This is a genomic window from Bacteroides parvus, assembly GCF_017309675.2.
GTDB lineage: Bacteria > Bacteroidota > Bacteroidia > Bacteroidales > Bacteroidaceae > Bacteroides > Bacteroides uniformis.
This window is the reverse complement of record NZ_CP084680.1, coordinates 818,059-842,463: the sequence shown is the minus strand read 5'-3', so window position 1 is coordinate 842,463 and position 24,405 is coordinate 818,059. Positions and strand designations below refer to the sequence as shown.

Here is a 24,405-nt window from a genome sequence, read left to right as displayed (position 1 = left end):
GAAATTAGACATTAGTTTATTTTGTGAATCGAGAGTGGTGCGCACCGTTTGTCTTTCGATTACGCTGCAAAGTTGGGGATATTAGGGGAGGGCATTAGGGAATAAAATAATCCACCTTTATACTCCCCTTAAGAGAATATAAAAGTGGATTGCTTAATTATCAGATAGTTATACTATCCGTATATGGGGTTTATTGTGTTTATCTTAGTATCCTTGTATTGCTTGATTATCTTCTTTATATTATCGTCATTGTCATTATATGCCTCATTTCTGGTCAGCTTGGTGAAATAGACCAGTTTGGATATGAACAGTAGTTTGCTCTTGGGAGTGTCACCGCTCTTGCCACGCTGGTTATCGAACTGGGGATAGGCTTCAAAGAAGTACAGTAGCATTTGGGTGAACAGCCATATCTGTACGGAGTCTGATGTATTGTAGCCGTTTGGCTCAAACCTTGCTTGATTGAACAAACCATGTTCTGAAACCTCTGCCAATACTTCCTCACAGAAAGCCGCCATGAATGATATGGTATTGGGGTTATCGATGATTAGTCGTTTGCCTTTCACTTGTAAACTTAATGTCATTGGGAGTTTATGGGAGAAACCTATTGCATCATTAAAATCAGCTTCATTCAGCTTTACCATTTCAATGAACTTTGTTATCTCTCCTTTGGACGTGTCATTGAATTTCCAAGTATTTAATGCCTTCCCACTAACGTAATCGCTTATAAACAGAAGTAGATACCAGAATTTATCGGAGTCAATGCCCAATGCCTTTATGATGGCTTGAATACTGTCTATATTGTCATTCCTCATATAGTTGTCATAATTGAAGAATACATTTAGCTTACCTGCATTGTACCGTTGCATGAATTGATAAGGGGATTGTGACGGTAAAAGAACAGAGCTTCCATCTTCTTGAATTTCCATGTCTGGGTGAAACTTATCGGCAATTACAGTTACATATTCCAGTAATTCCTCTTCTTGCCCTACATATTTATCTGTTGTGAAATTATCTATTGGCATGGTTAATTGTATTAGTGCCGTAAAGATAAATAATGCCACTCCATTATGCAACAGAGCGGCATTATAAATTACTACAGATTGTAACTACTGCTTTCCAAACACGTACTTCACGACTTTGGCATTAGCCTTGTTCTCATTTACGAAATCACGTTCAATATAGATGTCCGTTACTTTCATTGCATCGTCAATATGGTTAAGTGCTGCATGGACTATATATTTATCAATGCCAACTTTATTAAGTGCAATGGTAGCCCAACTATGCCTTGCTGCGTAGTATTCCAAATCGTCAATTTCTAATATTGTACCAATTTCTTTTAAGCCGTAGTTGATAGCCTTATTGAAACCCTTCTCGTCAGCATAATATTGATAGAAATTGAAGAGACGTTTACCAGTCTTGTCCTTGTACTTCTCAACAAGAGGCAGGACTAATCTGGGTATGTCAACCTTCATTTGAGCCTTATCCAATCTACGGTCTTTCGTCTTGGTACGATTATAGACGATTGTATTACCTTCCATTTCAGTGGCATTGTAAAGGTCTGCTGAATTGATTCCCATAAGACAGAATGATAGAATGAAACAATCCTTTGCCAAATTATAACGGCAGGTAGATTTGTAGCCTTTCTTCATATCTTTATAGGGTAGCTTCCATAGCTTCTTTATAATATCTGCGGATATGGCTCTCTTTCTTGTTGCTTCCTGCTTGGGTATTTCAAATTCCATGAAGGGTGAGTTGGGGATTAGGATTAAATTCTTCTCCTTCTTATTGTATTTCTTCTTGGCTTCATTGAACAGCTTCTTAATGCTTATCAAATATAGAGAGAGTGAACGATTGGAAGGTATCCGTTTACCCTGCTGCATTAATCTTTTAGTCCGTATCTCGCGTTCTTTATTCAAGAATGCTTTAAAACTTTCTAAGAAGTCAAGGGTAATCAAATTAATATCCAATTCTTCCTTGCCAACAAACCGTACCAAAGCATTGATGGCAGTTGTATAATTGGGTGCTCCTTTTATGGTGGTAGAAGCTATCCACTCACGACTGAACTTTATAAAGTCAATGGTTTGTTGCTTCTCTTGTTCTCCGTTTAAGAATTCAATTATCTCATCTAACGAATAATGATTTTGGTCTAATTGTAGTTTGAAACACTGTTCTCTGTAATAAAGCACCAGTCCATCTATCGCTCTTTTAATGGAAGTGTCCTCTTTAAATTTGAGGGATTTAGTTAGGTCTTTTGAAGTTATAAATAGATTAGTTGATAGTCTTTTAACCTTACGGTCTAAAGTAAATCTAATCTTAACATTGTACGTTCCGTCAACTTTTAGTTCACTCTTCTTGATTTCGGCTTTGATAGTCAGCATGTTAGTAATGTTTAAATCAGTCAACAATTAGTCAACAAATACCTAATACAATACTAAATATAACCAAGCAACAGACCCTTAATCGGAGGTCTCCATGAACTAAAAAAGGCTCTATCTCGTTAGAGATGAGCCTTTTAGTTTGTGGACCAGCCTGGGCTTGAACCAGGGACCTCCAGATTATGAGTCTGTTGCTCTAACCAACTGAGCTACAAGTCCGATGCATCCTTGCTTGGATAGCGGGGGCAAAAGTAGCATTTTCTATTGAAATATGCAAGACTTTTGGATAAAATTCCTTATAACCTTTGTCCTTAGAACTTATAAGTTCGTTTTGGATTCTTGGGAAACCAGCCTTTTTTCACTCGTTCTTCCTGCTCGAATATCTCCTTGATGGTCCAGAACGAGGAAAATGCAAAGACGCCCAAAAGGGAGGCTATCATGATGTTCTCCGTATAAAGGGAGGCAATGATGCCGCCGATGCCGAGTAAAAGGAAAATCCACCAGCACTTGGTGCCCCAATAATATTCGGCTTTCACAACTATGGGGTGAAACAAGCCGATGATGAGGAATGTGCAGATACCTATGACAAGGCCCGACAGATGATATTCGTTCAAGAAATCCATTGTTGTTCGTTATTTCTCGGGGCAAATAGGAATCTCCTTCTTGATGCTCTGTTCCAGGGAAATCAAGGTCTCGGTAGCGGTTACGCCAGGAATCTCCTGCATCTTGTTGTTCAGCAAATCCATCAGATGCTCGTTGTCGCGGGCATATACCTTGGTCAGCATGGTGTACGGACCAGTGGTGAAGTGGCATTCAACAATTTCGGGAATCTTGCCCAGCTCGGCAACTACCGTCTTATACATGGAGCCCTTTTCCAGCTTGATTCCTACGTAAGTGCAGGTTCTATATCCAAGAGACTTGGGATTTACATGATAGCCTGAGCCCACAATAACGCCAAGGTCAATCAAGCGCTGTACACGTTGATGGATGGCGGCACGTGACACGCCACATTCAGCGGCTACGTCCTTGAAAGGGATACGGGCATTTTGGGAAATGATTTCCAGAATCTGCCGGTCAAGATTGTCTATTTTTTCCATAATAGTAAATAAGTAAAGTTCTTGTTGTTATCAAATAGTAAGCAAATATAGGACTTTATTTTAATTTATCTATGAAAATGGACAGAAAAATGAATAAAAGTGAGGGGTAACGATAAGACGCGGATTACGCGGAATATGCGGATTTGGTAAACTAAATCCGTGAAATCCGCGTAATCCGCGCCTAAAAGAAGTATCAAGAGGGTTTTGCCCCTCCCTTCGGATTGTTACATTACTTCTCGATACCCAGCAGTTCCACTTCGAATATCAAAGTAGAGAACGGCTTGATTTGGCTACCGGTTTCTCTTGAACCGTATGCCAGGTCGTAGGGGATATAGAGTTCCCATTTGGAGCCAACGGGCATCATAGTGAGGGCCTCAGTCCAGCCTTTGATTACTTGGTTGGCACGGAAGGTAGCAGGTTCTTTGCGCTTGTAAGAGCTGTCGAACTCTGTTCCGTCAATCAGTGTACCTTTGTAGTTTACTTTCACCTTGCTGCTGTCAGCGGGAACGGCACCGTTACCCTTGGTGATGATTTTGTATTGTAGACCGCTCGGAGTAGTTACTACACCTTCTTTAGTCTTGTTCTCAGCCAGGAACTTTTCACCGGCAGCTTTGTTGTCAGCATACTTCTCTGCAGTCGCTTTTTCTTTGATGGCATCCATCTGAGTGCGCATGTACTCTTGAGCTTTCATCATATCCATGGCACCACCCTTACCAATGACACCTGCGACGAAACCTGCCAGCATATTTTCGCGGCTGATGCTTTGTGTAGAGTCATTACCGAAGATTTGCTGGTTGAAACCTTCTACCCATTGCTTGCTGACCATCTGGCCTACTTGCAGGCCGGTCATGTAGGCCACGTCTTTCTTATCGATTTTGGCTGCACCCTCGTTGAAACCTTTTAGGAATTCTGACATCTGGGTTGAGTCAATGCCTTGTTGTGCAAGATACTGGTCCAAACCTTCTGTACGTGCCATACCGATGGCGTAAGACAATGAATCGATGTCCGTCTTTAAATCAGCTTTCGGACTTTGAGCAGTACAAGATGCCATGCCGGCAGCTACTGCAAGAGCCATGAGAAATGTTACTTTTTTCATTTTGCTTTTACTTGTTGTTTATTTAGATAAAATTTTCTGTAATTCAACTTCGAATATGAGCGTGCTGTGGGGGGGAATCATCTCGCCGGCACCCTGCGCTCCGTATGCCAGATCACTGGGGATGTAGAGTTTCCACTTGGCACCTTCGGGCATAAGCTGAAGGGCTTCCACCCAACCGGGTATCACTTGGTTTACACCGAACGTGGCAGGCTGGCCGCGCTTGATGGAGCTGTCGAACAGCGTTCCGTCAATCAGTGTGCCTTCGTAGTGGCATTGTACCTGGTCGGTTGCTTTGGCATAGTGACCGACGTTTCCTTCTGTGATAACTTCGTATTGAAGTCCGCTGGGAAGCGTAACAACTCCCTCGCGTTTTTTGTTCTCTTCCAGGAACTTTTTGCCGGCTTCTATGTTTGCTGCGTTCATCTTCTCCTCCAGTTCGGCGAAGTACTTGTTGACGATGTCACGGGCTTCTGTGTGGCTGATTGCCGTCTGGTTGCCCTCCAAAACGTCTTTGATTGCTTGTGCAAAGTCATCTACTGCAATGCCTTTGGCACCCATGCTTAAAAGATTCTGACCTATTCCAAGGCCGATAGCATAACTGAATTTATCCATAAGATTCTTTTGTTGACGACCGGATTGGTTTCTTTTCCAGTCTATTGCAAATTTACGAATGACAAAAGTACGTCTTTTATTTGAATGATAAGACTTTTAAGTATTTAATTTTTCTTATTTATATCACAACTTGAACATTCTTCTTATATTTGTCTTACTTTAATAAAGGAAAGGAGCAGAAAATGAAGAACTTGGTCATATTGTCGGGTGCCGGTATGAGCGCCGAGAGCGGCATCAGCACATTCCGTGATGCGGGCGGACTGTGGGACAAATATCCGGTGGAGCAGGTGGCGACTCCCGAGGGGTATGCACGTAATCCGGAACTGGTCATTAATTTCTATAACGAACGTCGCAAGCAGTTGCTCGATGTGGTGCCGAATGCCGGGCATCTGGGCGTTGCCGACCTGGAGAGGGATCTCAATGTAACGGTCGTCACCCAGAACGTAGATAATCTGCACGAGCGTGCCGGCAGTACGCACGTGATACACTTGCATGGGGAACTGACGAAGGTTTGTTCCAGCCGCGACCCTTATAATCCGCATTTCGTCAAGGAACTGGCGCCGGAGGAATATGAAGTAAAGTTGGGCGACAAGGCGGGCGACGGTACGCAGCTCCGCCCGTTCATCGTGTGGTTTGGCGAGTCGGTGCCGGAGATTGAAACTGCCATCCGGTATGTGGAGCAGGCGGACATCTTCGTCATCATCGGCACCAGCCTGAACGTTTATCCCGCTGCGGGACTGCTGAACTACGTGCCCCGTGCCGCCGAAGTGTATCTGATAGACCCCAAGCCGGTGGACACGCACGTCATGCGTCCGATACATGTCATTCAAAAGGGAGCTTCGGAAGGGGTAAAAGAGTTGAAGGCGCTGCTTGCAGCTACCCAGCCTCCTTTGCCTTAGGACTTAATCTCCTACGTCTTAGGACTTAACCCCTCACGGTATAGGACTTAATATGCAGAACATCCGGATGTCTTTCTCCAAAACACCCGGATGTTTTACCCAAAAACATGGGGATGTTTTGCCCCATTACATCCGGATGTTTTAGGTGAAAACATGGGGATGTTTTGGGTACTCACTCCTATACTGTAGGGAGCTGGGTATAGGGGGGGATTCCCACAAGGTATAGGTCTTGCGGGAACAAAGTATATTTGCCCTCGAAACTTGTGCTATTTCTTTATCACGGCCCGTAATACGAACCAGGCATGATGGGCTATGGTACTCGCCAGTCCGTAATGCCGCGCCATGATGCGGAAGCGTTCGCGCAGGGATGCTTGCCGGTTCTGGGTGGTCATTCCCTCTTCCAGATAGTCGATGAGGGTGAGATGGGTATTGTGCAAGGTCCGTGCCTTCTTCATCACCTGGATGCACCAGTCGAAGTCGGCGGAGAAGCGGTATTGCAGGTCGTAGGGTTCTACAAGGGAAGCTTTGGCAAAGAAGGCCTGATGGCAGACCAGCATGCCCTGCTTGAAGCTTCGCCAGGTAAGCACTTCCGGGGCGGCGAGGCGGCGCATGCGGATGAAGTGGCCTTCCTTGTCCACCAGCTCCGTTTCGCCGTACAGCACGTCGGGTAGTTCGTTGCCGGAGATGGAACGCACCATCTGCTGCAAGGTGTCGTCCTCGTGGAAGCTGTCGCCGGCATTGAGGAAGCAGAGGTAATCGCCGGTGGCAAGGCGGATGCCTTTGTTCATGGCGTCGTACAGTCCCTTGTCCGGTTCGCTCACGATGCGGGTGATGCGGTCGCGGTAACGGTCGATGATGGAGAGCGTGCCGTCTTTGGACGCACCGTCCACAATGATGTATTCCACGTGGTGGTAGGTTTGCGAGATAACGCTTTGAATCGTGTCCTCCAGTACCGCTTCGGCGTTGTAGGTCACGGTGATGATGCTGAATTTCGGGGTGGGGTGGTTATGCATTTCTTCCGGTCACTTTGTTGTAAAGGTCAATGTATTTCTTGGCGACGACGTTCTCCGAATAGTGGGAGATGGCTTTCCGGCAGGCTTGTTCCGAGAGGCTGGGGTAGTCGGGTTCGGTCAGCGTCCAGTAGATGCCGTTGGCAAAGTCTTCCGAGGATTTGTATTGTGCCACGTAGCCGTTGTGCAGATGGTCTATCATCTCAGGGATGCCGCCCACGTTGAATCCGACGCAGGGAATGCCGCATGCCATGGCTTCCATGATGGTGTTCGGCAGGTTCTCTTCCAGCGAGGGGGTCACGAAGATGTCCACGGCATTGTAGATGTTCACCAGTTGGTGTTCGTTGCTGACGAAGTTCAGCGGGTAGACTTTGAATGGAAGCAGGTTTTCCAGTTGTTGCGATTGGTTGCCGAAGACGACGACACCCAACTGTTCCCGGAGTTCGGGATGCTTGTCAGCCAGCAGTCGGCACGATTCTATCAGGTAGTCGATGCCTTTCCGTTTGTCCGTAATCTTCACCGAGCCGAACAGCATGAGTTTCTTGTCTTGCGGCAGTAGGCAACGGCTGCGGGCTTCCTGCCGGTTTCGGGGCTTGAAGAGATTGGTGTTGATGGGGTTGGGGATGCATGTCACGGCATGCCCGCAGAAGAGGGCGCTTGTCCGGGCACGTTCTTCCAGCCAGCGGCTGCAGGTGACGAAGTTGATGTGACGGTTGCGATACAATGCCTGCTTTTTGTGGAAGATGCGGTAGGAAAGGTCACGTTTGCCTCCACCTCCGTGGATGAAGGGGCAGTTGTGGCATTCCTGCTGGTAGTGGGTGCACTCGCGGGCATGGTGACAGATGCCAGTGCAGGGCCACATGTCGTGCATGGTCCAGACGACGGGCTTGCCCGAGGCGAGAATCTTCTCGATGTTCTTCAGCGAGAGCATCCCTTGGTTTATCCAGTGCAGATGGATGACGTCTGCTTGCTGGAATTCGGGCAGTGAGGTGATGTCTGTCCCCGTGTTGGCAATGTCTACGGCAAAGATGTTCTTCTTGTTGAAGCGGTTGGCGCTCCAGATGACGATGCGCTCCCAGACGAACTTCCACACCATGCGCCAGTTATGGTCCAGTGACACAACGGAGATTTGGTCGGTCTGCTTGTCGCGTACCAGCAGCTTGGCTTTGATGCCGTGGTTCTTGAGTGATTCCATCAGACGGCTGGCGGCGATGGCTGCGCCGCCGATGCGTTCGGATGTATTGATAAGTAGTACTCTCATGACTGTTGTTCGTTTCTTCTTTTTTGAATGTTTTTTCTTGTTACAGATGCCGGTCTTGTTTCATCCATTTCCGGATACGCTTTTGCAGCGTTTGCCATATGATGGTGAAGTTGCCGTACCGTAGGTTCAACGCCAGTTCCTCGAACGACCGTGCAATCTTTATCCAGGGATGCCGCCATGCCATGATGCGGTAAACGCTATCCTTGTAGGCTGTGTTCTCGATGACGTGACGAGGGTGCTTCAGTGGAAACTCCACTTCGTGGCGTTTCATGGTGAAGATGCGGCGGTAACCGCGCGGCATGGTGTGCACGGAGCCGGCAAAGTGGGTGGAGTCGGCAGTGGCTCCCAGATTGTTTATCATGTTGCGGGTGGGCACGATGCTCAGACCCGAATTGAACAACATGGAAGCGTGGAAGATGGTTTCGTAATAGGCTTTCCCGTGTTCGCGGTGGCGTTGGCACATGTAGATGAAGTCTTTGCGGTAGCGCCGTGTGTGGATGAGGTTCTTCAGTTGCCGCATGTTCTCCTTGTCGTCCAGGAAGGTGTAGAATTCATCCCATTGGTCCGTCACCCGCCGCCAGCTCGCCCATCCCCAGATGGAGAAGGTGGTGGCGAAGAAGTAGTCGGAAGTGATGTCGGGTGTAATCTCCTCGTTGTTGAATCCGGCAATCATGCTGATGCGTGTGTCGTGCTCATACTTGTCGAGCAGTTCCTTGCAGAAGCCGAAGAAAGAGACGGCGGGCACGTCGTCATCCTCAAGCACGATACATTTGTCCGACAAGGAGAATGCCCACTTCTGTGCCATGTATTCCGATGGGTCGCAGCCGTAGTTCTTCTCTTGGTAGTTGTGGTGTACTTCGCATTCCCAGTCGATGTCTGCCACTACTTTGCGACAAGCTTCTATGCCCGGCATGTCACGCTCGCCGCGCGGGCCGTCCTGATAGAGAAACAGTCGTGCGGGGCGTGCTTTCTTCACTTGTTCGAATACTTGCGCCAGCAGTTTGGGGCGGTTGAAGAAAAGAATCAGTACAGATACATCTACAAGGGCTGGTTTCATGGCAATTTTGTTGGATTAGGAGGTGGCTATATGGTCATTTGGTATGTTGAAAGAAAGAACTGCCGGATAATGATTGTTTATCTTGTCCTGCTCTTCTTCTGTATACCGGTGTAAAGTGGGATAGTTGTACCGTAGAAAGTTTTCCAATCCATCAGGTGCTTTCAGATAAAGTGGACCGAATTTGATTGGTTGTAAATGGTTGAGACTCGTCTCCAAAACATGGTCGGTAGTGGTAATCACATTGTTGTAATACAAAGTTTTCCATGAGTTGAAACAACTTTGCATTATCACCATCAAACGGTAGATTGTCTTTTTAGAGAGTGTCATATCAACTATCCGGTTCAGAAGGCAGGCAACAGCTCCACGATTGGTAGGGTTGGATATTTGACATTTTCCGAAGTGTTTCCATAGCCATACCTCTTTTCCCATCAGGCAGCATTTCAGAAAGTTGACGGCTTCATATTGTATCTTCCTTAATAGCTTATTGTTTGGAATACGGTCAAAAGGGAATATATCGACAAAGATTCCCTGATGCATAGGTACATCTTTAAACATCTCTTCGACAAACAAGGTGTTGTTTTTCTTGACTTTGGCAAAGTAATAAGGACTATGAGGGTCGGTATGTATCCATGAAAGAAAGTATGGTTCTCTCAGTTCTTGGGAGGCTATCTGGAGAAACTTATTGTAGTCTTCCCGTTTCATACCTATATCTATGTCGTCATCCCAAGGAAGAATCGCTTTGTCATAGAGTGCCCCTATTGCTGTTCCGCCGATTACAAAATAGGGAATATTGTGTTTGTCGCAGATGCGCACAATCTCTTCCAGTATTTCGTATAGCACCTGATGTAGTTGGGTCAGTTCTTCTGGGGTATATTGCTTCACCATGGATACCATTTTTGATTGATGTCTGCAAAAATAATGATAATAGTTGAAAGGAGCACTTTCCATTTCAATCTTCTTTTGCGAAATCGGACTTGAGTTTTTCTATCAGTGTGTCGGACTCCCCGCTTACCACTTTCCGGCAGAACATCTTTCCAGACTGCTGCAATACCGGCAGGTCCTCGAGTGTCATCACGCGGATGGATGCGCCGTAGTCTATGTAGTGCAAGGGGGTGAGACGGGTAAGTCCGGGGTATTCTCCCTCTAAAAGAAGCCCTTTTGAGGCAAAAGGGGAGTTGAATACGATGGTCTGTATGCACAGTTCGCTGGGTACAAAGCTGGTTCTGAAATACTTCACCAGCTTCTCCTCCGTGCACAACTTTTCATATACATATCGTGCGCAGGGCAACGTGATGGCCCAATAGTCGGAACCGAAATAGACATCTGCCTGCTTGCCTTCCAAGGGTGCAAAAGGGGCTTTCCGGATGGGGAGTATCTGTACCAGCTTGCGCGATGCTACGATGAGTTTGTTCTTCCACCATATACTCTTCCAAGGCAGGTCACGGAAAGGGTGGTAATGGGTTATCTTGTGCAACTGCTGTTTCACGGTGCAGTGTGTCAGGTTGAAACCGCCGATGAATTCAGTGTCTTGATGCTCCTCAAAATAGCGGTGGATGGCGTTGTTGCTCCATAATGGGTAGTCCTGCCCGCTCAGGCATACTACGCGGGTATAGGGGATACCGCTGTGCAATACGGCAGCAAGCAATTCTTTCTGGTATTCCACTTGTTCCCATCCTCCCCAGCTTATCCGGTGGCGGGGCACGAAAGTGACCTTGTCTCCCAAGGCTTCTTCAAAAGGGTGTATATCGGCATTGAGGTCGATGTGCACGTAGAAGTCTGCCCGGTCATCCAGTGCGGCAACCAGGCGTGCCAAGTGTGGGGCATCCTTGTAGGCGGATATGATGTAGGCTATGCGGCTCATGCTCTTTTTTTCTTTAAGAGGAATTCAATGCTTTCCCGGAAGATGGTAGATTGTAGTTTCCACAAAACCAGTGCATAAAGCCCAGCTACCATAATGATTTTGGCTGCCATATTTAAGTATAGGTTTTCTATGGGCTGAGTGGCATAGTGAGTTGATACTACGAGTACAATGGATAGGGAGAGATAAGGAGAGATGTCTTTCAGCATATCGCGCAGTCTTAATCCTATCTCCCTCTTGACAAAACGGAACCATACAAATAGCCAGCCGATATTGATAATGACGAAAATACGCAGCATCCACTCCAACCCGTATGGGTATATGGCACATACAGCTACTATTTGCAGCAGGCTCAAGCTGATGGTGCTCCACATATAGATAGAAGAATGCCCCCGGCTGATGAGCAGGTTGGAGAACAGATTGATGACGGGAATAAATGCTCCCCAAATACATAACAGTTGCAAGATATCGGCACTGGGCAGCCACTTCTCCGTGATAGTGATAACAATCAGTTCCTTCGAAACCAAACTCAATCCCAGCATGGCGGGGAAAGAGATAAAGGCGGTGAAGCGCAACAGCTTTCTGAATACGGCAAGTTGCCGTGCCTTGTCATCGGCAACACGGGTAAAGACGGGTTGTGCAATGCCGTTTATCATGCCCGTAATCGTGGTATGTCCCATGCCGTTCCACTTGTTTGCCTGCGTAAAGTTACCCACTTCCCGTTCCGAGTAGAACTTACCCAACAAGACGGAAAACAAATTGTTATTGATTATGGTGAAGATATTCGTAATGATTATCTTACTGCTGAACCCTATCATCTCCTTAATGGGTGTGAAGTCGAACCGGAAGTGGGGTCTCCAACGCGAGAAGTAGAAGTTAAGAATCGTCATTACGGTGATGAAAGAGATGCTTTGCAATGCAATCCCCCAATAGGCGAATCCGTTGGCAGCCAGTGTGATGCCCACAATGCCGGAGACTATCAGACTCGAAATGGAGATGATGGTAGTGTCCTTGATTCTGAGATTCTTGAACAGATACGCTCTCGGTGCGATGCTCATGCTTGAGATGACGAATCCGAGGAAAGAGAGACGGGACAGCGGTATCAGCTCGGGCGTATCGTAGAAGTCGGCAATCAGCGGTGCGGCAAAGAAGAGTAATATATATATAGTAGTGCTGCACATCAGGCTGAACCAGAACACGGCGTTGTAATCCTTGTGCAAAGTCTCCTTCCGGTTGGTCAGTGCCGAAATGAACCCACCCTCCTGCAAGGCGGCGGCAATGGCGGAGAAAATGGTAAGCATCCCTACCATACCATAATCCGAAGCATCCAGCAGACGGGCAAGGACTATTCCGAATCCCAGATTTAACAACTGCTGTATGCCGTTGCTGAATCCTCCCCAGAAGAGGCCTTTGGCTGTTTTTTCTTTGAGTGATGTATCGGACATAGTTTATTGGTTGATAAGCCAACGAGTTAACAAGGCCACGAGGCTTTTCCTTCCTCCCTGTAGCCTTGTTAACTCGTTACCTTGTTACTGCTTTATTTCACCTCGCTGCCCGGTTTCACCTCTTTCAGCAGTGAAGTCACCGCCAGCGAGCCGTCATAATTCTCGGCAGAGAGAATCATTCCTTCACTTACCAGCCCGTTCTTGAATTGGCGTGGAGCGAGGTTGGCGATGAACAGCACTTGCTTGCCTACCAGTTCTTCCGGTTTGTAGTGCTGGGCAATGCCGCTGACGATGGTGCGGTTTTCCAGCCCGTCGGCAATCTTGAACTTCAGCAGCTTCTTCATCTTGGGCACTGCCTCGCATTCAAGCACTGTACCTACGCGGATATCCAGCTTTTCAAAGTCTTCGAAGGCGATGGTCGGCTTGATGGGGTTTGCCTTGTAGGTGGCGGCTTCGTTTGCCTTCTTGGTGGCAAGCAGCTTGTCCACTTGTGCCTGGATGACGTCGTCCTCTATCTTTTCGAACAGCAGTTCGGGGGTGCCCAGCTGGTGTCCGGCAGGCAACAGGTCGGTGTGTCCCAGCTCTGCCCAGTCAAAGCTGTCCATGTTCAGCATCTTGCGAAGCTTCTCGCTGCTGAAGGGCAGGAACGGTTCGAAAGCAATGGCAAGGTTGGCGACCAACTGCAACGAGATGTGGAGAATGGTGGCTACGCGCTCCATGTCTGTCTTGGCAAGTTTCCACGGTTCGGTGTCGGCAAGGTATTTGTTTCCGATGCGGGCAAGGTTCATCGCTTCCTTTTGTGCGTCGCGGAACTTGAATACGTCCAGTAACTTCTCCACTTCTGCCTTGACGTCGGCAAATTCTTTCAGCGTCTCGCGGTCGTAGTCGTTCAGTTCGCCTGCGGCGGGTACTACGCTGTCGAAGTACTTCTTGGTGAGTTGCAGGGCGCGGTTCACGAAGTTGCCATAAACGGCAACCAGTTCGTTGTTATTGCGTGCCTGAAAGTCCTTCCAGGTGAAGTCGTTGTCTTTTGTCTCCGGTGCGTTGGCTGTCAGCACGTAGCGCAGCACATCCTGCTTGCCGGGGAAGTCAACGAGATACTCGTGCAGCCATACTGCCCAGTTGCGTGAAGTGGAAATCTTGTCGCCCTCCAGGTTCAGGAACTCGTTGCTCGGCACGTTGTCTGGCAGGATGTAGCTACCCTCTGCCTTCAGCATGGCGGGGAACACGATGCAGTGGAACACGATATTGTCTTTTCCGATGAAGTGTACCAGACGCGTTTCGGGGTCTTTCCACCATTTCTCCCATGTGTCGGGCAGCAATTCTTTGGTGTTGCTGATGTAGCCGATAGGGGCGTCGAACCATACATAGAGCACTTTGCCCTCGGCACCCTCTACGGGAACGGGAATACCCCAATCCAGGTCGCGGCTCACGGCACGCGGCTGCAAGCCCATGTCGAGCCAGCTCTTGCATTGGCCATAAACATTGGGACGCCACTCCTTATGGTCTTCCAGAATCCATTGGCGAAGCCATTCCTCGTGCTTGTCCAGCGGCAGATACCAGTGCTTTGTCTCGCGCATTACGGGCTGGCTGCCACTGATGGCACTCTTCGGATTAATCAGGTCCGTGGGGCTGAGGCTGGTGCCGCACTTCTCGCATTGGTCACCGTAAGCGCCTTCGGCATGGCAGTGGGGGCACTCGCCGGTGATGTAGCGGTCGGCAAGGAAGGTCTTGGCTTCTTCGTCGTAATACTGCATGCTGGTCTTTTCGATGAATTCTCCCTTATCGTACAGCTTGCGGAAGAAGTCGGAAGCCGTGTCGTGATGCGTCTTTGAAGTAGTACGGCTGTACACGTCGAAGGAGACGCCGAACTCTTCGAAAGACTTCTTTATAAGTGTATGATAGCGGTCCACCACGTCTTGCGGGGTGATGCCTTCCTTCTTGGCGCGGATGGTGATGGGCACTCCGTGTTCGTCGGAGCCGCCGATGAAGATTACATCTTCCTTTTTCAGTCTCAGGTAGCGGACGTAGATGTCGGCAGGAACATAAACGCCTGCCAGGTGTCCGATATGAACCGGGCCGTTGGCATACGGCAATGCCGAGGTCACGGTGGTACGTTTGAATTTCTTTTCCATTGTGTTATTATGTATCTCTTTTGTTATGAACGCTTTTAGTGGCACAAAGATAGCTGTTTTCTGCAAAATATGAGTATTCTTCCAGATTCTTTCCAGATTTAGGCCTCATCTTTGTCCTACGAAACGAACAAATTTGATATTGATAATGTAAAAAATGAAATGACTATGAAACTGGAAAAGTACTTCTTATTATTGGCGTTAGGCGTGTTTGCCTTTGCCTTGCAAAGCTGTGATGATGACGACAACGACGGAATCTCCGTGCCCGCGGAACTGAGTAATGCGTTGGCCAAGGAGCATCCCAATGCTCAGCGTATAGAATGGGAAACAAAAGGTGCATATTATGTGGCCGATTTCCATGAGGACAATTTCGAGAAGGAGGCTTGGTTCACCAAAGACGGTGTATGGCAGATGACCGAAACCGACCTCCGTTATGCGGACCTTCCCGCTCCGGTGAGAAGCTCTTACGAGAGTAGTACCTATTATAATGTATGGAAGGTGGAAGATGTAGACAAGCTGGAACGTAAGGAAATGGCTGTTGTCTACATCATCGAAGTGGAGAAAGGTAATCAGGAAATGGACCTCTATTATTCGGAAGACGGCATTCTGGTGAAAGAAGTGGCCGATGCGCACAACGGCGGTTCTCCCGAAGATTATCTCCCTTCTGATATTTCCACCGCCATCAAGGATTTTATAGCAGAGAAATATCCTAATGCCCGCATTGTGGATATTGAAAAAGAAAAGAGCGGTATGACAGAAGTCGAAATCGTGCATGGAAATATCAGCAAGGATGTGATGTTCACCGCTGAGGGTGCATGGGCCTATACTACCTGGGACATCAGCAAGAGGCATCTGGAGGATGTAGTGAAGAACGCTGTTATGGCTGCCCATCCTGGTTATGTCATTGATGATGCCGACTTTATTGAGACTCCCGATGGCAGTTACTTTTTGGTAGAGATGGAGCAAGGGGAAAGGGAAATCTACGTAAAGGTGACAGCGGAAGGTGAAATACTGCCATAGTCTTATACAGTGTATTTATCGATTGCTTACCTTCTAATGTAAAGCCGTTCACTGTAAGGTGTAACGGCTTTTATTCCATGAACGGTCGTTACCTTATAGTGTAAATGGAGTTACTGTTGGGGTAACTGGAGTTATCATATAAACATATTTTGCATTATGTAAAGTGTGTAACGCAAAACGTGGAATCATTAGGTGTGAAACAAGTCGGCTTAGAACTGAGAAATCCTTTTCTGATTTATGGCTATGCCTCTCTCCGATACTTTTGCGACCAAACGGAGGAAACGGAAAAGATGCTTTCTGCATTGGAGAATGGTAGAAACATTGCCTTGATTACTTTCCAGCGTATTGGAAAAACGGGGTTCATAAAGACGTGTTCTATAATATGCAGCAGCGTCAGGCGAAAGATGATGTTGCTTGTTTTTTATATGGACATATTTGCCACGCGGAATTTGCCTGCTTCTGTTTGCTTGCTGGCAAAAACAGTACTTGGACAGTTGGATACGCTTAGTGAAATGGTGTTGCACAAACTGTTTTTTTCCGTTCTTGCCATCCGATGGTTAGTACTGATGAGCTATACCTACCGTATCTTTGAATTTTGTACTGGATAAGTCCGAGCAGACTTTGAAGGAGAATTTCGATTATATGGCTGTATCGGCGTTTCGAAGGCTATGTCTGGTATATGCAGACATTGCTGAACTGGCTAGCAATATGAAACGGTGATCGAGGTAGGGCAGGCGGAGCGGGTATTGGCTGGGGTGCTGGAAGAGAATGCTCCAGTCTATCTATGGGGATTTGGCTGAAAAGTTTGCCTTGAATTACTGTTTATCATCTGATGATTTCGTCTCAGCACAATATACTCCTTTTCCCGAAGAAGAATTTGGAAACGTGCATCTTGTCCATAGCCCATGCCATACTCATGCAGCCGCTAAGAGTGAAGACGGTAGCAGTGACAAGGAACAGTATCCCCGTAGGGTCGAAGGCAAATACGGGTAGAAACGCTTTGGACAGAATGGTGAAAATGGGCGAGAAAAGGAGTATGACCAACGTATTGCGTCCTATAAAGAAGGAAAGCCGCTTGGCTTGTGCCGGCAGATAATTGTAGACTGCCAACAACAGGCTGATGGAAAGCCAGGTGATGGCGACTCCTGCCAGAGTACCCCTATCCAGATTGGCGGGAAAGCAGCATAGTATTACGAATGGAACAATGGCGAAGGTTGTGGCGCGAAAGACTTGTGTAAAACGAAGCCCGCTTTGGCTCACTGTCATGCCGATAAGGAAATAGAGGGCATTGGAGAAGTTCATCAATCCTCCCCAATGGGAAAGGGCAAACAGGCAGACACCGGCCACAACCAGCCGGGAGACAACCGACAGCCGTACATAGCGGAATGTGATATAATAGATGAGGCTGCACAGAATCAGTGTATGCAGATACCAGTAAGGCCCCATCGGATGGAGGAATATCTTGTCGAGTAATATAGCAGGAGTAATGGCATCTACACTTTCGCGTACGGGCAGGAAATGCGACATCACCGTATAGGCCGCCTCCATGCAGGCATACGGAATGAAAATCCATAGAAACTTGCGGAGAAAGCTTCGGGCATCCTTCCGGTTATTGGCCAGATAGCCCGAAATAATCAGGAAAGCGGACATGTGGAACGTATAGACGATTTGTTTCGCATACGGATACTTGTCACCTATATATACAAGGTGGAAGATAATCATCAGGGTGATGAAGATGCATTTCAGATAATCTATCTCTTTGACACGGCTTTCCATATGGGGTAGTTTTCTGCGTATTGTTATTGATGGCACAAATATATATACTTCCGTAAACTTATTTATATTTTGCAAAGGGATTAAGCTTATTTTCTCTTTTACCGATTGCTTTTATGTATGGAAAATGTATATTTGTGCATGAATCACTAACTTAATGTAAAAACAACTATGATAACAAGCCAATTGCTTCACCCGGCCAGTATTGTGGTAGTGGGAGCATCTAACAATGTACACAAACCCGGAGGAGCTATCCTGAAAAATCTGCTTAGCGGCGGATATACCGGTGAGCTTCGTGCCGTGAATCCGAAAGAGACTGAAGTGCAGGGTGTTGCTGCCTTTGCGGATGTGAAGGACATTCCCGATACGGACCTTGCCATCCTTGCCATACCTGCCGCGCTTTGTCCCGATGCGGTGGAGGTGCTTGCCGCGGAGAAGCAGGTGAAGGCGTTCATTATCCTTTCTGCCGGTTTTGGTGAGGAGACCCATGAGGGTGCTGTGCTGGAAGATCGCATACTGGAAACGGTGAACCGGTATGGAGCCTCTCTGATAGGCCCCAACTGTATCGGTTTTATGAACTCGTGGCATCACAGTGTATTCAGCCAGCCCATCCCGCAACTGCATCCGCAAGGGGTAGACTTGATTTCCAGCTCCGGTGCCACAGCGGTGTTCATATTGGAGAGCGCTGTGACCAAGGGCTTGCAGTTCAACTCTGTATGGTCTGTGGGCAATGCCAAGCAAATCGGTGTGGAGGATGTATTGCAATACATGGACGAACACTTCAATCCGGAAGCGGATTCCAGAATAAAACTTCTTTATATTGAGAGTATCGGTGATCCCGACCGTCTGCTGTTTCATGCATCCTCGCTCATCAAGAAGGGCTGCAAGATTGCGGCCATCAAGGCGGGCAGTAGCGAAAGCGGCAGCCGGGCGGCGAGTTCGCATACGGGGGCCATTGCCAGTAGCGATTCGGCGGTAGAGGCCTTGTTCCGTAAGGCGGGTATTGTGCGTTGCTATTCGCGCGAGGAGCTGACAACCGTAGGTTGTATCTTTACACTGCCGGAACTGAAAGGGAAAAACTTCGCCATCATTACCCATGCCGGCGGTCCGGGAGTGATGTTGACCGATGCGTTGAGTAAGGGCGGACTGAATGTCCCGAAACTGGAAGGACCGGTGGCGGAGGAACTTAAGGGCAAGCTTTTCCCCGGTGCGGCTGTGGGGAATCCCATTGATATTCTGGCTACGGGTACGCCGGAACATCTGCGCCTCTGTCTGGAGTATTGTGAGGAGAAGTTGGACAATATTGATGCTGTAATGGCTATTTTCGGTACTCCGGGACTGGTGACCATGTTTGAAATGTATGACGTGCTGCATGAGAAGATGCAGCATTGCAAGAAGCCGATTTTTCCGATTCTTCCTTCCATCAATACGGCAGGAGCCGAGGTTGCTGCTTTTCTGGCAAAAGGCCATGTGAACTTTGCCGATGAAGTGACTTTGGGCACGGCACTTTCTCGGATAATGAATGCCCCGAGGCCTGCCAATAATGAAATCGAGCTCTTTGGAGTGGATGTTCCCCGTATCCGCCGGATTATAGATTCCATTCCTGCGGACGGTTATATCGCACCGCACTATGTGCAGGCATTGCTCAGCTCTGCAGGTATTCCTATTGTGGAGGAGTTTGTTTCGGACAACAAGGAAGAAGTGCTTGCCTTTGCACGCCGCACGGGATTCCCGGTGGTGGCAAAGGTGGTGGGGCCGGTGCATAAGTCGGATGTAGGCGGTGTTGTGCTCAATATCAAAAGTGAACAGCATTTGGCATTGGAATTCGACCGTATGATGCAGATTCCCGAAGCCAGTGCTATTATGGTGCAGCCGATGCTGAAAGGGACGGAATTGTTTATCGGTGCCAAATATGAAGAGAAGTTCGGACATGTGGTACTCTGCGGCCTGGGCGGTATTTTTGTGGAGGTGCTGAAGGATATATCTTCCGGTCTTGCACCGTTGTCCTATGAGGAGGCTTACTCCATGATTCACTCGTTGCGTGCCTATAAGATTATCAAAGGTACGCGCGGGCAGAAGGGTGTGAATGAAGATAAATTTGCCGAAATTATTGTACGGCTTTCCACCTTGCTGCGCTTTGCAACGGAAATCAAGGAGATGGATATCAATCCATTGTTGGCGACTGAAAAGCAGGTGATAGCGGTGGATGCGCGCATTCGGATAGAGAAATAAGGGTTAGAGATTAGGGATTAGAGATTAAAGGGGCTGACTGTTAATCGCTCACCGCTAATCCCTAATCCCTTTTTCATCCTGCCCAGTCCTCCCTATCCAGATTCCTATATCCGATAGCTTCCGCCAAGTGTGCCGGCTGTATTGATTCGCAGTCTTCCAGGTCGGCGATGGTGCGTGATACTTTCAATATGCGGTCGTAGGCGCGGGCCGAAAGGTTCAGCCGGTTCATGGCAGTTTTGAGCATGGCAAGTCCTTTGTCATCCGGACGGGCGTAGCAGGCAAGCAGTTTACTGTTCATCTGGGCATTGCAATATACACCGGGAATGTCTGCATACCTTGTTTCCTGAATTTGTCGGGCATGTATCACACGCTCTCGTATTGTTGCGCTCGACTCACCCGGGCGAGTGTCTGCCATCTTTTCAAAAGGAAGTGGGGTAACTTCGATTTGCAGGTCTATGCGGTCGAGTAAAGGTCCGGATATGCGATTTAGATACTTCTGTACTTGCCCGGGACTGCAAACACAGCCTTTGGTCGGGTGGTTGTAGTATCCGCATGGGCATGGGTTCATGGAGGCTACCAGCATAAAACTGGCAGGATATTCCACATTGCATCGAATGCGTGATACAGTAATTTTTCTATCTTCCAGCGGTTGGCGGAGAACCTCCAAAACGCTGCGGTTATACTCAGGCAATTCGTCGAGGTATAGGATTCCATTATGAGCCAGACTGATTTCACCGGGTTGGGGGAAACTGCCTCCACCAGTCATGGCTACTGTGGAAATGGAATTGTGCGGATCACGGAATGGCCGTTTTGAGATAAGTCCGCCACCTTTACCGAGTTTTCCGGCAACAGAATGAATCTTGGTCGTTTCCAGGCTTTCTCCCAATGATAAAGGAGGAAGTATGGAGGGAAGACGTTTTGCCAGCATAGACTTTCCGCTACCCGGGGCCCCAATGAGAAGAATATTGTGGCTGCCTGCGGCGGCTACTTCCAGCGCTCGCTTTACATTTTCCTGCCCTTTCACTTCTGCAAAGTCCAGTTCAAAAGAGCTTTGTTGGGAGTAAAACTCTTCGCGGGTATTGACTTGTGTCGGGGATAATTTTTGTTTTCCGTTGAAGAACTCAATGACATCTTTGATATTCTCCACGCCGTAGACTTTTAGGTTGTTCACTACAGCGGCCTCATGTGCGTTCGAGCAAGGAACTATCATACCCTCAAACCCCAGCTCTCTGGCCTTAATGGCAATGGGGAGTGCTCCTTTGATAGGTTGCAGACTACCATCAAGGCTTAGTTCACCCATCAACAGATAGCGTTCCAGCTTATCGGACTGGATAACTTCGCTGGCGGCAAGTATGCCGATGGCTAAAGGTAAATCGTAAGCTGTACCTTCCTTGCGGATATCTGCCGGTGCCATGTTGATGACGATATTACTGGTAGGCATCCGGTAACCGTTGACTTGCAAAGCAGATATGATACGTTGATGGCTTTCTTTGACCGCAGAGTCCGGTAAACCGACTAAATAGAACATACAGCCTCTGGAACTGTTGACTTCAATGGTGATGAGGGTTGCGTCAATACCTTGAACAGCCGCTCCAAAAACTTTTATGAGCACGTTTTTAGTGATTAGGGGTTAGGATGGCAGGATAGGCTACCGTCGGTTTTGTTTTTTGAGTTTTTTTTCACTCTCTTTCTTCTCTTTTTCCTTTTGCTCTATCTCCTCCAGTTTCTTCTTGATGTCTTCCTCACTCATATTCTTCCCTTCAATTTTTCCGGAAGGGCTAAGGAACAGGTTGGCAGGCAATGCTTGTATGGCGAGCTGCTTGATGGGCGCTGTGTTCCATCCGGAGAAATCACAACTCTGTTCCCACCTCAGGGTATTTCTTTTGATTGCTTCTTCCCATTCCTTTCTGTCGATGTCCAAGGAAATACCCCAGAGGGCAAATAGTTTGTTCTTTTCTTCTTTCTTGTAAATCCGGCGCAGGGCAGCGTTGGCTTCCATGCTTTGCGGGTCCCAAGATGCCCAGAAATGTATCAACAGATATTTGTCTTTAAAGCTGGTGCGACTGATTTGTGTACCTTTGGCATTGGGCAGGTTGACGTAAGGGATAGTTTTCCCGATGGATATCTTCTCTTCTTCTTGGATCAGATCAAGCAGTTCGTCCACATACGGACGGTCTTTTAAGCCTCCGGTCATGTTTGCTGTCATTTCTTTGATTAAGGCGAAGTCCGGTTGCGGTTTTTGCACGAAATATTTCTCCAGCAGATAGATACTTACCAGTGAAGAAGGATGGTTGTTGATGAAGGCTTCTGCTTTTTCTTCCAATGCTTTCTCCGAGGGAGTACTCAAGCCTTTCAACTCTTTCTGAAAGGCGGTTAGTTCTTCATTGGGGACATTTCCCGTGATTTCCAGTGAAGTAAGCTCGGCGGCAGAACCTTTTATCTTTATGTTGTCTCCTTTGTCCAGGTAAAGCGGATATTCCGTACCGTCGCTGAATTGCAACCATGTAGAGGCAAGTGTGTCGGTGGTGAGGGTTGCAGAGAACTTGTCATCCTTGACAAGCAGTGTGTCCATACGGTTATAGAACTTGTCCGTACCATATATATAAAGGGTATCATTCCCCAGCCCTTTGATTTCACCGCTTAGGTGGACTGAATTCGTGTTTTTGCTGCCGCAGGCAGACAATATAATAAGCAGAAGGTATGCAAGATAGATTTTCTTCATTCCGGTTCTTTTTCTGATACTTCGTCGCGAAAATACTTCTTTTTGGTGTGAATAAAAAGAAATGCCCGACATATTTCTATGCCGGGCACGTTCTTTTCAGTCTAACCTTTATTATTTGATGATATTCATAAAGTCAGTGTTAGTGAAGTATTTGGCGAATTCTAGGTCAGAAGCAGCTTTCTTTGCCAAAGCCGGTTCTTTTGCAATGGCATTTTTCAGACTGCTGGTTACCATAGATGTATTGTTGGTTCTTGCGCCAAGTACAGCCATCAGGTAGTCAGTGTAAGCGTCCGGCTTTTCGATAGCGGCCAATGTGCTCTTTGCTTTGTTGTAGTCCTTAGCCAGGATTTGTGCCAAAGCTGCACTGTTGGTTTTTGTATCGCCGAATGAGTTGACAGCCTTGTCGTACTGACCTTGAGCAACATACAGATTACCCAATGCCTCGTTCAGCTCCTTAGAACCGGAAGCCTTGCTCAGGTAGCCTTCTGCTGCGGTCTTGTCACCCTTGGTCAAAGCAATCAGACCAAGATTCATGTTGACTTCAGGAGCATCCTTGATAGAGAGAGCTTTCTTGAAGTAGCTTTCAGCCTTGTCAAGATCACCAGCTTGATAAGCCAGTTTACCTAAGTTGTTGTAAGCACGGAAATCGTTCGGGTAGATTTGAGTAGCTTTTGTGAAGATGGCTTCTTGTTTGGTAGCATCTTTAGTCAAGGTAGTGGCATACAGCAATTCTTCGATGTTCAACTGCTTGGCATCGCTGTCGGCGAGGCTTGCGATTTCTTCGTCAGACTTACCGATGATTTCGTAGTTCAAAGTCAGGCGTGAACGACGCAGTTGCGGCAGGATTTCGTCGGCCAAAGTCTTATAAACAGAAGAGATGTTTTTGATTTCTTGTTCTCTTTGTTCAGGATCCTGATACATGGAAAGAACGCGAAGAATCAATTCTTTGTCTTGGATGTTTGATTTGGATACCAGTTCCTGGAAACCTTCCCAGTCTTGAGCTGTATACTTGGTGTCTACTGCTGCATCGATTTTGGCTTTCTTCAAATCTTTGTTGATGATTTTAGCTGTGTTGTCCTGACGGTTTTCAGCCAATGTAGTATTCAAGTCTACACCACCATCAGGAGAAGCGTATGCGGAGATTTCGATGTTGCTGATCTTCTTGTTGGCAGCTTCGTTTATGTTCTTCACTTCTTTGCCGAATTCTTTGGCAGTCTTTAATTCGCTGGCGCGTACGTTGGCTTGTTGGATCAAGAACATGATGTTGGCGTCATGCTTTTCTTTGATGATACGTTGGAAAGCGTCGTCACCGTTGGCGGGGTTAGCGCTACCCAATGTTTGTTCCAGCATCTCAGAAGTGGAAATTACACCGTCAGCTACTTTTACAGCAGGGATGGTGACAGTCTTTTTACCGATTGTAGCCTTGAATTCCAGATACAGTTCGGATTTTGCCATTTCCGGTACATAGTCGAAAGATGTTTTCATCGTGTAGCTGCCGCCCATCTTGTAAGAGATAGTCTGGTCGTTACCTTCCACTTTTTCGCCTTGGAATACGGCAGATTGGCCCTTAGCTTCGCCACCGTTCCATTTCAATACTGGAGTCACTTCTACCACAGCCTTCTTGTTGAAGTACTTTTCGGGGAATTTTCCGTTGATTGTAGCGGGAACTTTACCACCTACAGCCTCCAGAACTTGAGGAGTTACGGTGAAATAATCAGATGACAATTCACCCATTTTTTTGCTGCATGATGTCATTAATGCAACAACCATTGCCATTAAAAACGGCAGATACAATTTCTTAGTCATTTTAGGTATA

General features: G+C 47.4%; 21 protein-coding genes and 1 tRNA gene. 4 read left to right on the top strand and 18 right to left on the bottom strand.

Going from position 1 to position 24,405, the window contains the following annotated elements; genetic code table 11:
* Positions 1-173: 173 nt before the first annotated feature.
* The 7 genes from JXR92_RS03330 to JXR92_RS03300 form a co-directional block, all read right to left on the bottom strand.
* Positions 174-1,022, bottom strand: coding sequence for a hypothetical protein (locus tag JXR92_RS03330; RefSeq protein ID WP_009037605.1), 849 nt, complete (start codon positions 1,020-1,022; stop codon positions 174-176).
* Positions 1,023-1,106: 84 nt separating this feature from the next.
* Complete coding sequence (locus JXR92_RS03325; RefSeq protein ID WP_138346243.1) at positions 1,107-2,378, bottom strand: phage integrase SAM-like domain-containing protein; 1,272 nt, start codon at positions 2,376-2,378, stop codon at positions 1,107-1,109.
* 142 nt (positions 2,379-2,520) lie between these two features.
* Positions 2,521-2,594 (bottom strand) — tRNA-Ile (locus JXR92_RS03320).
* A 92-nt stretch (positions 2,595-2,686) separates the two neighbouring features.
* Complete coding sequence (locus JXR92_RS03315) at positions 2,687-2,998, bottom strand: DUF4491 family protein (RefSeq protein ID WP_005830847.1); 312 nt, start codon at positions 2,996-2,998, stop codon at positions 2,687-2,689.
* 9 nt (positions 2,999-3,007) lie between these two features.
* The gene (locus JXR92_RS03310; RefSeq protein ID WP_005830846.1) at positions 3,008-3,472 is read right to left on the bottom strand and encodes an Lrp/AsnC family transcriptional regulator; all 465 of its coding nucleotides are present in this window, start codon (positions 3,470-3,472) and stop codon (positions 3,008-3,010) included.
* A gap of 229 nt (positions 3,473-3,701) precedes the next feature.
* Positions 3,702-4,568 (bottom strand): FKBP-type peptidyl-prolyl cis-trans isomerase, encoded by an 867-nt coding sequence (locus tag JXR92_RS03305; protein WP_138346245.1) that lies wholly within the window; start codon positions 4,566-4,568, stop codon positions 3,702-3,704.
* An 18-nt stretch (positions 4,569-4,586) separates the two neighbouring features.
* Positions 4,587-5,180: an FKBP-type peptidyl-prolyl cis-trans isomerase gene (locus JXR92_RS03300; RefSeq protein WP_138346247.1), complete on the bottom strand. Its 594-nt coding sequence runs from the start codon at positions 5,178-5,180 to the stop codon at positions 4,587-4,589.
* Positions 5,181-5,362: 182 nt separating this feature from the next.
* On the opposite strand from JXR92_RS03300, the gene JXR92_RS03295 reads away from it, so the two are divergent.
* The gene (locus tag JXR92_RS03295) at positions 5,363-6,079 is read left to right on the top strand and encodes an SIR2 family NAD-dependent protein deacylase (RefSeq protein ID WP_138346249.1); all 717 of its coding nucleotides are present in this window, start codon (positions 5,363-5,365) and stop codon (positions 6,077-6,079) included.
* Between the two features lie 266 nt (positions 6,080-6,345).
* Here JXR92_RS03295 and JXR92_RS03290 read toward each other — a convergent pair whose 3' ends face one another.
* The 7 genes from JXR92_RS03290 to metG form a co-directional block, all read right to left on the bottom strand.
* Entirely contained in the window at positions 6,346-7,092 is a 747-nt protein-coding gene (locus JXR92_RS03290; RefSeq protein WP_117964630.1) for a glycosyltransferase family 2 protein, read from the bottom strand.
* Complete coding sequence (locus JXR92_RS03285; RefSeq protein ID WP_008662500.1) at positions 7,085-8,350, bottom strand: glycosyltransferase family 4 protein; 1,266 nt, start codon at positions 8,348-8,350, stop codon at positions 7,085-7,087. Before JXR92_RS03285 ends, JXR92_RS03290 begins: the two co-directional genes overlap by 8 nt.
* A gap of 40 nt (positions 8,351-8,390) precedes the next feature.
* Positions 8,391-9,407, bottom strand: a complete 1,017-nt coding sequence (locus tag JXR92_RS03280; RefSeq protein ID WP_016272354.1) for a hypothetical protein — start codon at positions 9,405-9,407, stop codon at positions 8,391-8,393.
* Between the two features lie 15 nt (positions 9,408-9,422).
* On the bottom strand, positions 9,423-10,292 hold the full coding sequence (locus tag JXR92_RS03275) for a LicD family protein (protein WP_005834345.1): 870 nt from the start codon (positions 10,290-10,292) through the stop codon (positions 9,423-9,425).
* Between the two features lie 64 nt (positions 10,293-10,356).
* Complete coding sequence (locus JXR92_RS03270) at positions 10,357-11,268, bottom strand: beta-1,6-N-acetylglucosaminyltransferase (RefSeq protein ID WP_087333210.1); 912 nt, start codon at positions 11,266-11,268, stop codon at positions 10,357-10,359.
* Complete coding sequence (locus JXR92_RS03265; protein WP_117713744.1) at positions 11,265-12,710, bottom strand: lipopolysaccharide biosynthesis protein; 1,446 nt, start codon at positions 12,708-12,710, stop codon at positions 11,265-11,267. The genes JXR92_RS03270 and JXR92_RS03265 overlap by 4 nt, the downstream gene beginning before the upstream one ends.
* 92 nt (positions 12,711-12,802) lie before the next feature.
* Positions 12,803-14,845 (bottom strand): methionine--tRNA ligase, encoded by a 2,043-nt coding sequence (metG, locus tag JXR92_RS03260; RefSeq protein ID WP_009037611.1) that lies wholly within the window; start codon positions 14,843-14,845, stop codon positions 12,803-12,805.
* A 165-nt stretch (positions 14,846-15,010) separates the two neighbouring features.
* Between metG and JXR92_RS03255 the strand changes: the two genes are divergently transcribed.
* Positions 15,011-15,862: a PepSY-like domain-containing protein gene (locus JXR92_RS03255; RefSeq protein ID WP_165491368.1), complete on the top strand. Its 852-nt coding sequence runs from the start codon at positions 15,011-15,013 to the stop codon at positions 15,860-15,862.
* A 179-nt stretch (positions 15,863-16,041) separates the two neighbouring features.
* Complete coding sequence (locus JXR92_RS03250; protein WP_117713745.1) at positions 16,042-16,470, top strand: hypothetical protein; 429 nt, start codon at positions 16,042-16,044, stop codon at positions 16,468-16,470.
* 235 nt (positions 16,471-16,705) lie between these two features.
* On the opposite strand, the gene JXR92_RS03245 is transcribed toward JXR92_RS03250, so the two are convergent.
* Positions 16,706-17,638 (bottom strand): acyltransferase family protein, encoded by a 933-nt coding sequence (locus JXR92_RS03245; RefSeq protein WP_117601403.1) that lies wholly within the window; start codon positions 17,636-17,638, stop codon positions 16,706-16,708.
* A gap of 168 nt (positions 17,639-17,806) precedes the next feature.
* Here JXR92_RS03245 and JXR92_RS03240 point away from each other — a divergent pair, with 168 nt between their 5' ends.
* Positions 17,807-19,867, top strand: a complete 2,061-nt coding sequence (locus JXR92_RS03240; protein WP_117601402.1) for an acetate--CoA ligase family protein — start codon at positions 17,807-17,809, stop codon at positions 19,865-19,867.
* 73 nt (positions 19,868-19,940) lie between these two features.
* Here JXR92_RS03240 and JXR92_RS03235 read toward each other — a convergent pair whose 3' ends face one another.
* From JXR92_RS03235 to JXR92_RS03225, 3 genes are all read right to left on the bottom strand, one after another.
* Complete coding sequence (locus JXR92_RS03235; protein ID WP_117713747.1) at positions 19,941-21,479, bottom strand: YifB family Mg chelatase-like AAA ATPase; 1,539 nt, start codon at positions 21,477-21,479, stop codon at positions 19,941-19,943.
* A gap of 36 nt (positions 21,480-21,515) precedes the next feature.
* Entirely contained in the window at positions 21,516-22,589 is a 1,074-nt protein-coding gene (locus JXR92_RS03230; protein WP_138346251.1) for a TlpA disulfide reductase family protein, read from the bottom strand.
* A 111-nt stretch (positions 22,590-22,700) separates the two neighbouring features.
* Positions 22,701-24,395: a tetratricopeptide repeat protein gene (locus JXR92_RS03225; protein ID WP_117601399.1), complete on the bottom strand. Its 1,695-nt coding sequence runs from the start codon at positions 24,393-24,395 to the stop codon at positions 22,701-22,703.
* Positions 24,396-24,405 lie beyond the last annotated feature (10 nt).